This window comes from Serratia sp. (in: enterobacteria) (assembly GCF_052400455.1).
GTDB lineage: Bacteria > Pseudomonadota > Gammaproteobacteria > Enterobacterales > Enterobacteriaceae > Serratia > Serratia ureilytica.
Map to the genome: position 1 here is coordinate 5075539 of NZ_CP185812.1, position 13837 is coordinate 5089375.

Below are 13837 nucleotides of genomic sequence, written 5' to 3' on the forward strand. Positions count from 1 at the left end.
AGTGCGTAAAGATAAAAAGGTTATAAATATAGCTTTTTATATTATTTCCTGACCTATGTGGCGCTTGCTAGCTTATCCGCCAGCAGGACATCAACCACTTAGGAGCTTTCTATGAAACATCGCGCTTTGGCCTTAACGTTGTTAGCCAGTCTGACCGGTTTCGCTGTCGGCGCCGCGCACGCGGACAAACTTGACGATATCAAGCAAGCCGGCGTGGTGCGCATCGCGGTGTTCGACAGCAACCCGCCGTTCGGCTACATCGATCCGCAGAGCAAGAAGCTGGTGGGCTACGATGTGGATGTCGCCGACGCGATCGGCAAAGCGCTGGGGGTGAAAGTGGAGCTGCGCGCCACCAACCCGGCCAACCGCATTCCGCTGCTGGTGTCGAAGAAGGTTGACCTGATTGCCGCCAACTTCACCATTACCGACGAGCGCGCCAAGGAAGTGAACTTCAGCGTGCCGTACTTCGCCACTGGCCAGAAATTCATCGCCCGCAAAGGCGTGTTGAAAACGCCGGAAGACATCAAGAAGCTGCGCATCGGCGCGGATAAGGGCACGGTGCAGGAAATCACCCTGCGCGAGCGTTTCCCAACGGCGAAAGTGATCTCCTACGATGATACCCCGCTGGCGTTCGTGGCGCTGCGTAACGGCAACGTGCAGGCGATCACTCAGGACGACGCCAAGCTGGTCGGCCTGCTCGGCAACCTGCCGGCGGCGCAAAAGGCGGAGTTTGAAATTTCGCCGTTCAGCCTGACCAAAGAGTATCAGGGCGTGGGCATTCCCAAGGGTGAAGATCGCCTGACCGCCGCGGTGAACGAGACGCTGATCAAGCTGGAAAAAGACGGCGAAGCGGTTAAGATTTACGATCGCTGGTTCGGGCCGGAAACCAAATCCGCTCAACCGCGCGGCGATTTCAAAATCGCGCCTTTGGATCAGCAACCAAAAGCCTGACTTAACCGCTTGCGGTGAGATAGGCACGGAGGGGCGCAGCTTGCTGCGCCCCTGATGCATTCTGCAAGACAAGGATTGAACATGAACCTGGACTGGCTGCTGGCGCCGCAATACCTGAGCTGGCTGTGGCACGGTTTTCTGCTGACGCTGTGGCTTTCCGCCTGCGCGGGGCTGGCGGCTACGCTGCTGGGCTTTGTGCTGGCGGCGATGCGCGACAGCAGCCTGCGGCCGTTGCGCTGGCTGGCGATGGGGTACAGTTCGCTGTTTCGCAATACGCCGCTGCTGGTGCAGCTGTTCTTCTGGTACTTCGCCGCCGGGCAGATCCTGCCGTCCGCCGCCATGCAGTGGCTGAACAGCGCCCATCAGGTTGGCCCGCTTGAGTGGCCGTCATTCGAGTTTCTCGCCGGTTTCTTCGGCCTGACGCTGTACTCCACCGCCTTTATCGCCGAAGAGATCCGCTCCGGCATTCGCGGCGTCGCCGGCGGGCAGAAATATGCCGCTCAGGCGCTGGGGCTGACCGGCTGGCAGGCGATGCGCTATGTGGTGCTGCCGCAGGCGCTGAAAATCGCGCTGCCGCCGCTGCTGGGCCAATACATGAACGTGATCAAGAACTCGTCGTTGACCATGGCGATCGGCGTGGCCGAACTCTCTTACGCCTCGCGTCAGGTCGAAACCGAAACCCTGCGCACTTTCCAGGCGTTTGGCGTGGCGACGGTACTGTATATCGCCATCATCGCGCTGCTGGAAGGCTGGGGCATGTGGCGACAACAGCGTAAACCGCTGGGAGGGCATTGAGATGGATTTCAGCGTGATTCACGACAACCTGGGCTACCTGCTGTGGGGCACCTGGCCGGATGGGCCGCTGGGCGGCGCGGCGCTGACGTTGGCGATCAGTCTGATGGCCGGAGTCGCCTCGGCGGTGCTCGGCACCCTGCTCGGCGTGGCGCTGGCGATGTCGCGTGGCATCGCCGCCGGGCTGCTGGCGGCGGTGTTGGGCTTTTTCCGCGCCATTCCGGTCATCATGCTGATCTTCTGGACCTATTTCCTGTTGCCGATGGTGTTTGGCGTCGAGATCCCGGAAATCACCACCGTCGTGTGCGCGCTGGCGCTGATCGCCTCGGCCTATCTGGCCCATGCGGTGAAAGCCGGCATCGCCGCGATCGGCCCCGGCCAGTGGCAGGCCGGGCTTTCTCTGGGGCTGACCCGCTGGCAGACGCTGCGCATGATCGTGCTGCCGCAGGCGCTGCGCATGATGGTGCCGTCGTTCATCAACCAGTGGATTTCTCTGATCAAAGACACCTCGTTGGCTTATATCGTCGGCGTTGGCGAACTGACCTTCCTGGCGACCCAGGTCAACAACCGCAGCATGGTCTACCCGATGGAAGTCTTCCTGTTCGTGGCGCTGGTCTATTTCGTGTTCTGCCTGGCGCTCGATCTGCTGGCCAACGCGGTCAACCGCCGTTTCGGCGCGCAAACCCGCGGCCTGAAGCGCTCCTGGCGCTGGTGGCGCAACAAGCCGCCGTTGCCGGCCAGTTAATCGGCCGTCAGCCGCCAGCCGCGTTCGCGCCACAGCGCGGGCAATTGAGCCAGGTCGTCAAACGTTGTCACCAGCGGGTGGTCGATCGGCGGGTTATGCGGATCGGCGCAGAAGTAAAAGACCGGGATGCCGGCATTGATGCCGGCCTGCGCGCCGGCGGGCGAATCGTCCACCAGGATGCAGCGCGTCACCGGCACCTGCATCTGTTCGGCGGCGTGAAACACGATCGCCGGGTCCGGCTTCCAGCGCTGAATGTCATAGCCGCTGAACAACCGGTCATCAAAATAAGGCAGCATGCCGGTCAGGCCGAGCGAGTGCTGCATCTTGCTGACCGGCCCGTTGGAGACGGTGCAGACTGGCACCGTCACCTGCGCCAGCAGCTCGCGGGCGCCGGCAATCTGTTGCAGTTCGCTGTCGAACAGCCGCGCCACTTCTTGCCGATACAGCGGCTCCAGCGTCTCTTTTGCCAGGTCAGTGCCCTGCTCGGCGTTGACCCGATCGATGATCTCGTACAGCTTCACCCCTTTGTATTTCTTGAATACCTCTTCCAGCGACAGATGAATGCCGTAGCGGGCGAACATATGGACATAGGCTTTGCTGCACAGCACTTCGCTGTCCACCAGCGTGCCGTCGCAGTCGAACAAAATGCAGTCAATCTGATTCATGCGGGACAGGTTCCTTCGGGTTAACGCCGCTGAGGCCGCTCAGCGATCACTTGATCAGGCTACGCGCCTTGAGATCGTGCAAAATCAGCGCGGCGACGTGTGAACACTGCGGCAGATCGCGGCTGTCGCACCACTTCAGCTCGGCGATTTCGGCGGCCGGCTGCAACTGCCCGGTAAAGTCGGCCTGGTAGCAACGAATGCGCACCTGAGTGCCGTCCTGCTTGCCGTCCGCCGGGCCGGTGAACTCGCCGTAAAACGCGATGGATTGCGGCTGCAGCGCAACGGTCAGCTCTTCGTCGATTTCGCGGCACAGCGCCTGCTCATCGGTTTCACCCGCTTCACGCTTTCCGCCCGGTACATAAAACAGCGTCTTGTTGTGCGAGCGCACCAGCGCCACTTTGTCATCTTTCAGCGCGATCAACGCGAGCTTATCGATAAAGGTCGAAGACATGCGGGTTCCTGTTTTTTTAGCGGGTAGGGTAAGAGATGCGATAGGCCATTTTATCGGCCGTGTCGGCAAACGGCAACGCGGCGGGCTGTGATGGAGAATGAATGCCTGTAAATACAAGCCGTTGACGCGTTTAGCCGTAAAGACGGCGAAAAAAACCTGTGACCGGCGTCAAAAGCCCCATTTTTTGTTATAGGATAGCCGGCGACTGTCCATTCCCATTTTCGGAATTCTGATAATGACCAAACCAGTATCTGGCCTTGACGCTGAGCAAGGCTTGCTTGGGCGCGTGTTTAAACTCAAGCAACATGGCACGACGGCGCGTACGGAAACGATTGCCGGTATCACCACTTTCCTCACCATGGTGTATATCGTGTTCGTTAACCCGCAAATTTTGGGCGCGGCGGGCATGGATACCCAGGCGGTATTTGTCACCACCTGTTTGATCGCCGCCTTCGGCAGCATCCTTATGGGCCTGCTGGCGAACCTGCCGGTGGCGTTGGCGCCGGCGATGGGCCTGAACGCCTTCTTCGCCTTCGTGGTGGTCGGCGCGATGGGCATCTCCTGGCAGGTGGGCATGGGCGCCATCTTCTGGGGCGCGGTCGGCCTGCTGCTGCTGACCATTTTCCGCATTCGCTACTGGATGATCGCCAACATTCCGGTCAGCCTGCGGGTCGGCATCACCAGCGGCATCGGTCTGTTCATCGGCATGATGGGGCTGAAAAACGCCGGCATCGTGGTGGCCAACCCGGACACGCTGGTGACCATTGGCAGCCTGACCTCGCACAATGTGCTGCTGGGGGCGCTTGGCTTCTTCATCATCGCCGTGCTCTCTTCGCGCAACTTCCACGCGGCGGTGCTGGTATCGATCGTGGTCACTACCCTGATCGGCTGGATGCTGGGCGACGTGAAATACGGCGGCCTGTTCTCCTTGCCGCCGAGCATCACCTCGGTAGTGGGCCAGGTCGACGTGGCCGGCGCGCTGAACATCGGGCTGGCCGGGGTCATCTTCTCGTTTATGCTGGTGAACCTGTTCGACTCCTCCGGCACCCTGATCGGCGTTACCGATAAAGCCGGTTTGACCGACAATCAGGGCAAGTTCCCGCGCATGAAGCAGGCGCTGTACGTTGACAGCATCAGCTCGGTGGCCGGCTCGCTGGCGGGCACTTCTTCCGTAACCGCTTACATCGAAAGCTCATCCGGCGTCGCCGTGGGCGGCCGCACCGGTTTGACGGCGGTGGTCACCGGCCTGCTGTTCCTGCTGGTGATCTTCCTGTCGCCGCTGGCGGGTATGGTGCCGGCGTATGCCGCTGCCGGCGCGCTGATCTACGTCGGCGTGCTGATGACCTCCAGCCTGGCGCGGGTGAAATGGGACGATCTGACCGAAGCGGTACCGGCGTTTGTCACCGCGGTGATGATGCCGTTCAGCTTCTCGATCACCGAAGGCATTGCGCTCGGCTTTATCTCCTACTGCGTGATGAAGCTCGGTACCGGCCGCTGGCGTGAAATCAGCCCGTGCGTGGTGGTCGTGGCGCTGCTGTTCGTGCTGAAGATCGTTTTCGTCGACGGCCATTGACAGCCAAAGGGCCGACGTCCGTCGGCCCTGAAACCCTAGACTCCCGGCGTCGCATCCGGCGCCCGATCCAGCACCCATTGCAATGGCCGCCTGAAGCGTGCCTGCCAACTGCCGGCGGCATCCTCCCCCTGGGCGAAGTGCAGCGTTTGCACCTGATTATCCTCTCCGAACAGATTGGCGAAGTGCAACGCCAGCGCCTGCTCGCTGAAGTTCTGCCGATCGTAATACGCCATCACGATTTTCTTTTTCGCCGCCAGCGACTGCTGGGCCGGCTTGATCTCGCCGTTGGGGGCGATCAATAGCGCGCCGGCGTAAAACTGCGGGTACTTCGCGATCAGATTGGCGGCGTGCAGCGCACCCTGGCCGCGAGCGCTGAGATAAATCCGTTGGGGGTTCAGCTTTAACTGTGGAGCCAGCTGTTGCACCGTACGCTGAAGGGCGGCCTGGGTGCTCTCGTCGCTGTAATTCGACCAGCGGAAGCTGTTTTCCGACAACATCTGCGTGCCGTTGATCTCGATATAGGCCACGCCCATTTCGCCGAACAGCAGCCGTTCCTCGGGGCTGATGGCGGCGGCCTTGCCGTAGGTATGCAGGAAGATCACCGTTGGCCAACCTTCGGGCGGCGCTTCGCCGTCCGGTATCGCGTAGCTGGCTTTGCCTTCATAGCGGCGGGCGTGCTGCAGATAGCGCGCTTTGGTGGCGGCCAGAATGGATTGGTAGGTGGCGGAGTGCTGGATGCTGTTGAAGGCGTCGTCCTCCAGCAGATTGTAGTAGTACCACAGGCCGCGATCGGCGCTCAGCTGCAGATAGCGCTCCGCCAGCTCGGTTTGCCCTTTCTCCGCCGACGATACCGCCAGCTGGTAGGGGGCCCAGACGTTGCGGCCGTCTTCGCGCATCAGCGTCAGGTACAGCGACATGGCGCCCAGCTTTTTATCTTCCTGGTTTTGCGCGGATCGCGACAGTTGGGCGTTAAGCGCACTGTGCGCAGGCAGCTCCAGCGGCTCTTCACCGGCGGGATAACGCATGTCTGCGGCGAAAGCGGGACTGGTGATGGAAACGAAAAATAACGCTAAAATGAAAAAATACATGATGCTATGGCTTTAATTTCAATAAATTGGCGGACTTCATGTCCTGTTGCGGCGCCCTGCGGGCGCCGCGAGACCGTCATTCCACGCGGCGAATGAAATCGCTGAACGCGGACAGCTGGCCGGTCAGGAAATCCAACGTTCCCTGATCGCTCAGTTCGCCGGCCTGTTCATCGACCTTGTTCTGGATCACGCCGCCCATAAACTCGGGCTTGTTCATCACCATCGCATCCAGGAACACCAGGATCTGGCGCAGGTGGTACTGGCAGCGCGCGCCGCCGATGGGCCCCATCGAGCTGGTTTGAATGGCCACCGGCTTGCCGGCCAGCGGTTGATTCGGCAAGCGAGACAACCAATCGATGGCGTTTTTCAACCCGCCGGGCACGGAATAGTTGTATTCGGGGGTGACGATGATCACGCCGTCGGCCTGGCGGATCTGCTCTGCTATCGCTTCGACTGCGGCAGGGAAGCCTTCACCCTGTTGCATGTCGGCGTCGTACAGCGGGATATCGCGGATGGAGGGCAGCGCTTCAATGGTGACGCCCTGCGGAGCCAGGCCAGGCAGGGCGCGGGCCACCATGGCGTTGTAGGAGCCTTTGCGCAGGCTGCCGAGTAGAGTGACGATTTTTAAGGCTTGGTCTGACATGGTGATTCTCCCTTTCGAATGAGCAGATTCAGCGGACAACATGGGCGAATAGTAGGCTAAAGCTCGGGTCGAGAATAGGCGATTGCTCAACATTTAGCTGTTTTTACAAATTACGGCAGAAATTCGTGCGGTAAAAACGGCTTTATCCGCCTTGCGCCACGTTAACCGGGCGTCTTCAGGCCCGTCAGTTTGACGAATCGCGAGGACGCCGCCGGGCTGCGGGGCGAGATTTCCCCGTCTTTGTGCAGGCCACCGCGCTCTTCGTAGCGCCAGCACAGCAGGCGATCCAGCCCGGGGCTGCCGGCGCAGGCCCAGCTCAGGTATTCATCGGCGTCGCTCATCACCTGAACGTCCGGCGTGGCGCTGGAGCGCAGGTGCCCGGAGAACGGATGCAGACGCAGCGTAGACTGGCCGCTGTTGCCCAGGCCGGAAATTTTCAGCACGCTTTGCCGGATGCTCCACAGCTGAGTTTCCGCCTCCAGCCGATCGTCCTGCGCGCCGATCCAGGCACTTTCCGCCGGCGTCTGATGCGCGTGTTGCAGCGCGCTTTGCCGGGTGCCGCGCGCCCGCATCACTTCGATATCCAGTCCGACTTTGCCTTCGTCGCTGAGCAGCACGCCCACGGTGTTGCTGGCGTAGGCGAGGCTAAAATCGGGCAGCTGATGATCGGCGAAGCAGGGGCGGCCGGTCGGGGTGGTGGCTATAGGGGGAAGCGTCGGCAGGCCGTACAGGTAAAACATCATTTCGGCGAGCAGAATGCGCCCTTGCAGGTAACGCGTGCGGCGCTTAACGGAAAAGGTGCGGGTGGCGGCTATAACTTCGTCGGAGAGTCTCTGGGTATCCAGGACAGCGGAGGCCGGGGTCCATCGGGCAAAATGACACGCCATTGTTCACTCCATGACAGAGGGTCGCTAAGAACGCAGGGGTGTTAGATTAAGGCTAAGTTGAGGATTTATCATCAAAAAACACTATGCGGATTATCCTATTTATTAACGATGGAAGAGATATCGTCCGACGCGGCATCGCTCCACCATTGGATCATTGATGTGTTCGGTGCCAAATCAAAGTATGGCTTGCCCAGCAAGTGATTGAGGATGCGCGCTGAACGCCAGGCCATCAGGCTCAGTCCGCCTTCTGCGCTGCCATGGCTGTGTATCCCGGCATTTACCGCATAAATTCGATTTTGTTCCGGGCCGAGCCATTCAAGATTAAAATTTGGCAGCAGCGGTAGATGCTGCTTCGAATCGAGCGGGATGCGTGGCACCAGGGGTTTCAGATAAGCGGGCAGAGTGGCGCGATAGCCGGTGGCCAGAATGACGATATCGGCTCTGAAACTTTCCTGGCGATTTTCCAGACCGTGAAGCGTGCGCAGATGAAAAGCCCCATCCTTTGATTCTACGGTCAGTAGAGTGCGATGGGGCAGTAAACGCACATTGCGTGTCTGGCGCATCACGTCAAAACGCATATAAAGCTCACGGTACAAGGTTCGCAGCGTATGATTGCTGATGCCGTCTGCCGGCAATTTCTGTGTTTTGATTTCACGTGCGCGGATCTCGGCCGGCAGCGTATAGAAATAGTCGACGTACTCAGGAGTGAAATATTCGTTGGTGAAGGGGGACTCATCCAGCGGCTGAAAATTGGGACGGCGCGAGAGCCAATCCAGCTGTGCCGGCTCGCCCCAGTGTCCCTGCAACGCGTTCAAAAAAACATCGGCGCCGCTTTGGCCGCCGCCCACTACCATAACCCGCTTGCCGCTGAAGTCTGGATTGCGCAGGGCTATTTCAGCGGCATGCATGCAGTTTTCACCCAGCGCCGGGTAAAATGCTTCCGGCAACCAAGGGTCATGTCCGGTACCCAGACAGATATTTTTCGCCCACAGAGTCTGGTTGTGGGTACTTACCTTGAACAAACCCTTTTCATCGTCAAAATCAATACGCTCTACGGACTGTGAAAACTGTAGTCCGTCTAACCTTTCGCAGGCCCAACTCAGGTAGTCGGAAAATTCTTCCCGGCTGATAATTTGCTGCTCGGTGATTAAAAAACGATAAATTTTTTTCTTTTCGACCAAGTAATTAATAAATGAAAATTGGCTGCGTGGGCTGACGGCGGTAACCAGATCCTGCAGTACATAGGTTTGCATATAAGCTGAGGGCAACAGCATACCGGGATGCCAGCGGAAGCTGGCGTTACGATCGAGAAAGGTATAATTGACGGCGTTGCTTTCGGCGGCCAGAGCGGCCAGACTGAGATTGAAAGGCCCCAATCCCACGCCGATCAAGTCTAAAGGTTCGTTCATGTAAGCTTATCTCTCAAGCATCAAAATTGATGAGATAAGCTTAGGTGAGTTTTGATGCCGCCGGGAGAAGTAACATGCGGGCGCCGAGTAGGATACGGCGCTCGCAGTCGATTATTTCCCGATACAGAAGCTGGAGAAGATGCGGCCCAGCAGATCGTCGGAGGTGAATTCGCCGGTGATTTCGCTCAGGGCCAGCTGCGCCTGGCGCAGTTCCTCGGCCAGCAGCTCCCCCGCGTAAGCGCTCACTAACTGTTCTTTGCCCTGTACCAGATGCTGCGCCGCCAGTTCCAGCGCCTGCAGGTGGCGACGGCGCGCCAGGAAGCCGCCTTCCATGTTGCTGGTGAAGCCCATGCTCTGTTTAAGATGATCGCGCAGCACATCGACGCCTTCGCCGGTGCGGGCCGACAGGCGAATAAGTGAGTGGTTATTCACTTCCGTCATACCCAGCGTTTCACCGGTGATGTCGGCTTTGTTGCGCACCACGGTGATCGGCAGCGTGTCCGGCAGGCGCGCCATAAACTCCGGCCAGATCTCCGCCGGCTCGGTGGCGGCGGTGGTGGTGCCGTCAACCATAAACAGCACTCTGTCGGCCTGTTCGATCTCGTTCCATGCACGTTCGATGCCGATGCGCTCCACTTCGTCGCTGGCGTCGCGCAGGCCGGCGGTGTCGATGATGTGCAGCGGCATGCCGTCGATATGGATGTGTTCGCGCAGAACGTCGCGGGTGGTGCCGGCGATATCGGTGACGATCGCCGCCTCGCGTCCGGCCAGTGCATTGAGCAGGCTCGATTTGCCGGCATTGGGGCGCCCGGCGATCACCACCTTCATCCCTTCGCGCAGCAGGCTGCCCTGGCGCGCTTCACCGCGCACGTTGTCCAGATCCGCCATCACGTCGTTGAGCTGCGCCTCGATTTTACCGTCGGACAGGAAGTCGATTTCCTCGTCCGGGAAGTCGATCGCCGCTTCCACATAGATTCGCAGGTGAGTGAGCGCTTCCACGAGCTGGTGGATGCGGGTGGAGAACGCGCCTTGCAGCGAGTTCATCGCCGAACGCGCCGCCTGCTCGGAGCTGGCGTCGATCAGATCGGCAATCGCTTCGGCCTGCGCCAGATCGAGTTTGTCGTTGAGAAACGCGCGCTCGGAGAACTCGCCCGGCCGCGCGATGCGCACGTCGGGCAGCGCCAGCACGCGCTTGAGCAGCAGATCGAGGATCACCGGCCCGCCGTGGCCCTGCAGTTCCAGCACGTCTTCGCCGGTAAAGGAGTTCGGCCCCGGGAACCACAGCGCGATGCCCTGATCGAGGGTGGCGCCCGTAGCGTCGCGGAACGGCAGATAGTCAGCGTAGCGCGGCTTCGGCAGCTTGCCGAGCAACGCCTGGGCGACGTCTTTGGCCTTGCTTCCGGAAATGCGCAGAATGCCGACGCCGCCGCGTCCCGGCGGGGTGGCTTGGGCTACGATGGTATCGGTGGTGCTCATAACGGTTCTCTCTGACGATTAAGATGCAAAAAGGCGGTCTAATGACCGCCTTTGGGGTGACTGCAAGGGTCGGCGCGCCGAACCCCTACAATACGCTTAGCTTTTTTTCTTGTCGCGGCTGTGCAGACCGCGTTTTTCCAGACCACGGTAAATCAGCTGCTGCTGCAGGATGGTCACCAGGTTGCTGACGATGTAGTACAGCACCAGACCGGACGGGAACCACAGGAAGAACACTGTGAAGATCACCGGCATGAAGGTCATGATTTTCTGTTGCATCGGGTCAGTCACGGTGGTCGGCGACATCTTCTGAATGAAGAACATCGTCACGCCCATCAGGATTGGCAGGATGTAGTACGGGTCTTGCGCCGACAGGTCATGGATCCACAGGGCGAACGGCGCGTGGCGCAGCTCGACCGAACCCATCAGCATGTAGTACAGCGCCAGGAAGATCGGCATCTGAATGATCAGCGGCAGGCAGCCGCCGAGCGGGTTCACTTTCTCCGCCTTGTACAGCGCCATCATCTCTTGGCTCATGCGCTGCTTGTCATCGCCGATGCGTTCGCGCATCGCCTGCAGCTTCGGCTGCAACATGCGCATTTTCGCCATCGAGGTGTACTGCGCCTTGGTCAGCGGGTACATGATGCCGCGCACGATGAAGGTGATGATGATGATGGAGAAGCCCCAGTTGCCGATAAAGCCGTGGATGAACTTCAGCAGTTTGAACAGCGGCTGGGAGATGAACCACAGCCAGCCGTAATCCACGGTCAGATCCAGGTGCGGCGCCAGTTGGGCCATCTGGTCCTGCAGCTCCGGGCCGACCCACAGGGTCGCGTTCAGCTGCTGCTGAGCGCCAGGCTGCACCACGACCGGCGTAGATTTGAAGCCGATGGTGGACAGGTTGTCACCCGGTTTGGCGGTGTAGAAGGTGTTGTCACCCTTGGTCGCCGGTACCCACGCGGTGGCGAAGTACTGCTGCAGCATGGCGACCCAACCGTCTTTGGTGGTGACGCTCAGGTTTTCGTCTTTGTCGAACGCGTATTTCTGGTACTTGTCCTCGCTGGACGAGTACGCCGCGCCGCGGAAGGTGTGCAGCGCGAAGTTGCTGCTGCCGGTATCGCGGTGCTTAGGCAATTCGGTGGTCTGCTTCAGCTGGCCGAACAGGGTCAGCTCCAGCGGCGCCGCGCCTTTGTTGTCGATGCTGTAATCTACGCCGACCGCATAGTGGTTGCGTTTGAGCACGAAGGTCTTGGTGTAGACCGCGCCGTCTTTATCGGTGTAGGTCAGCGGGATGCGCAGCTCGTCCTGGCCTTCCGGCAGGGTGTAGCTGTCCTGCGCCGCTTGGTACAGCGGGCGTTCGCCGTTGGCCGGGTTGTCCGGGCCGTTTTTACCGGTCAGGCCGCTTTGCGCCTGATAGACGAACGACGGAGTGGTTTCCAGCAGTTGGAACGGAGTCGATGAACCCAGAGTTTCCGGGTAGGCCAACAGTTTAGCCTGCTCGATATCGCCACCACGGGTGTTGATGGTCAGTGACAGCACGTCGGTGTTCACGGTAATCAGCTTACCCTGACCACTGGCTGGCACGGCCTGGCTGGCGGCATCACCGGCTACTGCGTTCGAAGTCTGTTGCGTGGTCTGTGCGGCCGGCTGCGGAGCGTTGTCCGTTTGCCATGCCTGCCAGATCATGAAAGACACGAACAGCAGAGCGATGAGGAGAAGATTGCGTTGCGAATCCATCGTTAGTGTTCTCTGTTATCGTCGGTTTTTGGCGGCACCGGATCATCGCCACCTGGGTTCAAAGGGTGGCATTTTAATACGCGTTTCAATGCTAACCAACTGCCTTTTATCATGCCAAACCTGCTTAATGCCTCAATTGCGTAATGAGAGCATGTCGGCTGGAAGCGACAACGAGGCCCTAGCAGCGGACTGATGACGAGCTGATAGGCCCGCACCAGCCCGATCAGGATGCGGGAGCCTGGCGACAGTGGCGACGCCATAATTTATCCAAAGCTTCCGTCAGCGCGCGGTTATCCAAATCCGCTATCCCCTTTTTGGCCACCACGACAAAATCCATCGCCGGTAATTCGTGCTGGCGCAGGCGGAAGCTTTCGCGGGTTAGGCGTTTGATCCGATTACGCTCGTGCGCGCGTTTGACGTGTTTTTTGGCGACGGTAAGACCGATGCGGGGATGCCCCAGCTGGTTCAGGCGGCCGAGGATGGTGATTTGCGGCGTGCCAGCCCGTTGTGGCTGCTGGAAGACGAAAGTGAAATGAGTGGGAGTTAACAAACGTAACTCCCTGGGAAAAGCGAGCTTAACCACTCAGCGGGTTAGCTTTATTACTTAGAAACAGTCAGACGAGCACGGCCTTTCGCACGACGGCGGGCCAGAACTTGACGACCATTTTTGGTGGCCATACGAGCACGGAAACCGTGGCTACGGTTGCGCTTCAATACGGACGGTTGGAAAGTGCGTTTCATAGCGATTTCTACCTAAACTTAAAATAATTACTGATCAGTAAACGCGTTTGGCTACTCGGCGTGAAGATGACCGACGCCTCAATCGCAATACATAAAGAAGCGGGATTGTAATAATTGTACAGTCCTGAGTCAATTCGCATCGCGCCAGCCTACCTGGTTGTCTGCCAATAACGGCACAAAATCCGGTCTTGGCCCGTGGTCACCGCAGAATCCTGTCTGGCTAATGACGCACCATAAGGAACCAGGTATCACACGTAGGGCGAAGATTATACGGACTCGGGGTGAAATCGCAAGGATCCCCGTGAGATCCTTTGCGCGCGATCCCAGGATCCGACGTGGATAACAGGGTATAACCGGTTGACAATGTAAAAAACGCGGCGCAGCGGCCGGGATCTGCGCGGTCATTCGGCGCCGGCGGCGAAAAGATCGCCGCCGGCCGCGGCCTGTGGATAAAATGGATCTAATCTGTGAGGAAGGGGAGGATCTCTTGCGCGGATTGCGCTATGATCCGTCATTCCGATCGCGATCCCTCATGCCGGGATCGTGAGGGACACAAACCGTGAAAGGCGGTTCGCATCCCCCACAGGCAAACAGCCGATGCCGGGTATGTGTCAAAAATCATGAGTTATAAAAAAGTTGCCCGTTTCTTTTCTTTATTGATCTTGTTCGAGTGGAGTCCGCC

At 59.3% G+C, this 13837-nt stretch carries 15 protein-coding genes; 4 read left to right on the plus strand and 11 right to left on the minus strand.

Annotated features, from left to right (window positions below; translation table 11 throughout):
* Positions 1-111 precede the first annotated feature (111 nt).
* The 3 genes from ACORQT_RS24310 to ACORQT_RS24320 all read left to right on the plus strand — a co-directional run bounded on the left by ACORQT_RS24310 (position 112) and on the right by ACORQT_RS24320 (position 2488).
* A complete protein-coding gene (locus ACORQT_RS24310; protein WP_147838425.1) occupies positions 112-951 on the plus strand; it encodes an ABC transporter substrate-binding protein in 840 nt (279 codons plus the stop codon).
* A gap of 81 nt (positions 952-1032) precedes the next feature.
* Positions 1033-1746, plus strand: a complete 714-nt coding sequence (locus ACORQT_RS24315; protein ID WP_033645154.1) for an amino acid ABC transporter permease — start codon at positions 1033-1035, stop codon at positions 1744-1746.
* Between the two features lies 1 nt (position 1747).
* Complete coding sequence (locus tag ACORQT_RS24320) at positions 1748-2488, plus strand: amino acid ABC transporter permease (RefSeq protein WP_033645153.1); 741 nt, start codon at positions 1748-1750, stop codon at positions 2486-2488.
* On the opposite strand, the gene yieH is transcribed toward ACORQT_RS24320, so the two are convergent.
* Positions 2485-3153 carry a 6-phosphogluconate phosphatase gene (yieH, locus tag ACORQT_RS24325; RefSeq protein ID WP_004933845.1) on the minus strand — a complete coding sequence of 223 codons (669 nt, stop codon included), beginning with the start codon at positions 3151-3153 and terminating at the stop codon, positions 2485-2487. The two genes, ACORQT_RS24320 and yieH, sit on opposite strands and share 4 nt — an antisense overlap.
* 46 nt (positions 3154-3199) lie before the next feature.
* Positions 3200-3604 (minus strand): NUDIX hydrolase, encoded by a 405-nt coding sequence (locus ACORQT_RS24330; RefSeq protein ID WP_033645151.1) that lies wholly within the window; start codon positions 3602-3604, stop codon positions 3200-3202.
* A gap of 235 nt (positions 3605-3839) precedes the next feature.
* Between ACORQT_RS24330 and ACORQT_RS24335 the strand changes: the two genes are divergently transcribed.
* The gene (locus ACORQT_RS24335) at positions 3840-5177 is read left to right on the plus strand and encodes an NCS2 family permease (protein WP_033652325.1); all 1338 of its coding nucleotides are present in this window, start codon (positions 3840-3842) and stop codon (positions 5175-5177) included.
* A gap of 35 nt (positions 5178-5212) precedes the next feature.
* On the opposite strand, the gene ACORQT_RS24340 is transcribed toward ACORQT_RS24335, so the two are convergent.
* The 9 genes from ACORQT_RS24340 to rpmH form a co-directional block, all read right to left on the minus strand.
* Positions 5213-6265: a hypothetical protein gene (locus tag ACORQT_RS24340; protein ID WP_033645149.1), complete on the minus strand. Its 1053-nt coding sequence runs from the start codon at positions 6263-6265 to the stop codon at positions 5213-5215.
* 76 nt (positions 6266-6341) lie between these two features.
* Positions 6342-6908, minus strand: a complete 567-nt coding sequence (locus ACORQT_RS24345; RefSeq protein ID WP_033645148.1) for an NADPH-dependent FMN reductase — start codon at positions 6906-6908, stop codon at positions 6342-6344.
* Positions 6909-7069: 161 nt separating this feature from the next.
* Positions 7070-7795, minus strand: a complete 726-nt coding sequence (locus ACORQT_RS24350; RefSeq protein ID WP_025304753.1) for a 4'-phosphopantetheinyl transferase family protein — start codon at positions 7793-7795, stop codon at positions 7070-7072.
* A gap of 95 nt (positions 7796-7890) precedes the next feature.
* Positions 7891-9204, minus strand: a complete 1314-nt coding sequence (locus ACORQT_RS24355; protein ID WP_099785162.1) for a lysine N(6)-hydroxylase/L-ornithine N(5)-oxygenase family protein — start codon at positions 9202-9204, stop codon at positions 7891-7893.
* 111 nt (positions 9205-9315) lie between these two features.
* Positions 9316-10680, minus strand: coding sequence for a tRNA uridine-5-carboxymethylaminomethyl(34) synthesis GTPase MnmE (gene mnmE / locus ACORQT_RS24360; RefSeq protein ID WP_164057672.1), 1365 nt, complete (start codon positions 10678-10680; stop codon positions 9316-9318).
* Between the two features lie 96 nt (positions 10681-10776).
* Positions 10777-12414, minus strand: a complete 1638-nt coding sequence (yidC, locus tag ACORQT_RS24365) for a membrane protein insertase YidC (protein ID WP_033645144.1) — start codon at positions 12412-12414, stop codon at positions 10777-10779.
* Positions 12415-12416: 2 nt separating this feature from the next.
* Entirely contained in the window at positions 12417-12674 is a 258-nt protein-coding gene (yidD, locus tag ACORQT_RS24370) for a membrane protein insertion efficiency factor YidD (protein WP_004933881.1), read from the minus strand.
* Complete coding sequence (rnpA, locus tag ACORQT_RS24375) at positions 12638-12997, minus strand: ribonuclease P protein component (protein WP_004933883.1); 360 nt, start codon at positions 12995-12997, stop codon at positions 12638-12640. Before rnpA ends, yidD begins: the two co-directional genes overlap by 37 nt.
* A 17-nt stretch (positions 12998-13014) precedes the next feature.
* Complete coding sequence (gene rpmH / locus ACORQT_RS24380) at positions 13015-13155, minus strand: 50S ribosomal protein L34 (RefSeq protein ID WP_000831330.1); 141 nt, start codon at positions 13153-13155, stop codon at positions 13015-13017.
* Positions 13156-13837: the final 682 nt, after the last annotated feature.

What these genes read in the sequence shown, in the direction of transcription:
- ACORQT_RS24330 (WP_033645151.1), bottom strand. Translation starts at nt 3,604, where the DNA reads ATGTCTTCGACCTTTATCGATAAGCTCGCGTTGATCGCGCTGAAAGAT.
- ACORQT_RS24355 (WP_099785162.1), bottom strand. Translation starts at nt 9,204, where the DNA reads ATGAACGAACCTTTAGACTTGATCGGCGTGGGATTGGGGCCTTTCAAT.
- ACORQT_RS24320 (WP_033645153.1), top strand. Translation starts at nt 1,748, where the DNA reads ATGGATTTCAGCGTGATTCACGACAACCTGGGCTACCTGCTGTGGGGC.
- ACORQT_RS24335 (WP_033652325.1), top strand. Translation starts at nt 3,840, where the DNA reads ATGACCAAACCAGTATCTGGCCTTGACGCTGAGCAAGGCTTGCTTGGG.
- mnmE (WP_164057672.1), bottom strand. Translation starts at nt 10,680, where the DNA reads ATGAGCACCACCGATACCATCGTAGCCCAAGCCACCCCGCCGGGACGC.
- yidD (WP_004933881.1), bottom strand. Translation starts at nt 12,674, where the DNA reads ATGGCGTCGCCACTGTCGCCAGGCTCCCGCATCCTGATCGGGCTGGTG.
- ACORQT_RS24340 (WP_033645149.1), bottom strand. Translation starts at nt 6,265, where the DNA reads ATGTATTTTTTCATTTTAGCGTTATTTTTCGTTTCCATCACCAGTCCC.
- ACORQT_RS24310 (WP_147838425.1), top strand. Translation starts at nt 112, where the DNA reads ATGAAACATCGCGCTTTGGCCTTAACGTTGTTAGCCAGTCTGACCGGT.
- yieH (WP_004933845.1), bottom strand. Translation starts at nt 3,153, where the DNA reads ATGAATCAGATTGACTGCATTTTGTTCGACTGCGACGGCACGCTGGTG.
- ACORQT_RS24350 (WP_025304753.1), bottom strand. Translation starts at nt 7,795, where the DNA reads ATGGCGTGTCATTTTGCCCGATGGACCCCGGCCTCCGCTGTCCTGGAT.
- ACORQT_RS24315 (WP_033645154.1), top strand. Translation starts at nt 1,033, where the DNA reads ATGAACCTGGACTGGCTGCTGGCGCCGCAATACCTGAGCTGGCTGTGG.
- yidC (WP_033645144.1), bottom strand. Translation starts at nt 12,414, where the DNA reads ATGGATTCGCAACGCAATCTTCTCCTCATCGCTCTGCTGTTCGTGTCT.
- ACORQT_RS24345 (WP_033645148.1), bottom strand. Translation starts at nt 6,908, where the DNA reads ATGTCAGACCAAGCCTTAAAAATCGTCACTCTACTCGGCAGCCTGCGC.
- rpmH (WP_000831330.1), bottom strand. Translation starts at nt 13,155, where the DNA reads ATGAAACGCACTTTCCAACCGTCCGTATTGAAGCGCAACCGTAGCCAC.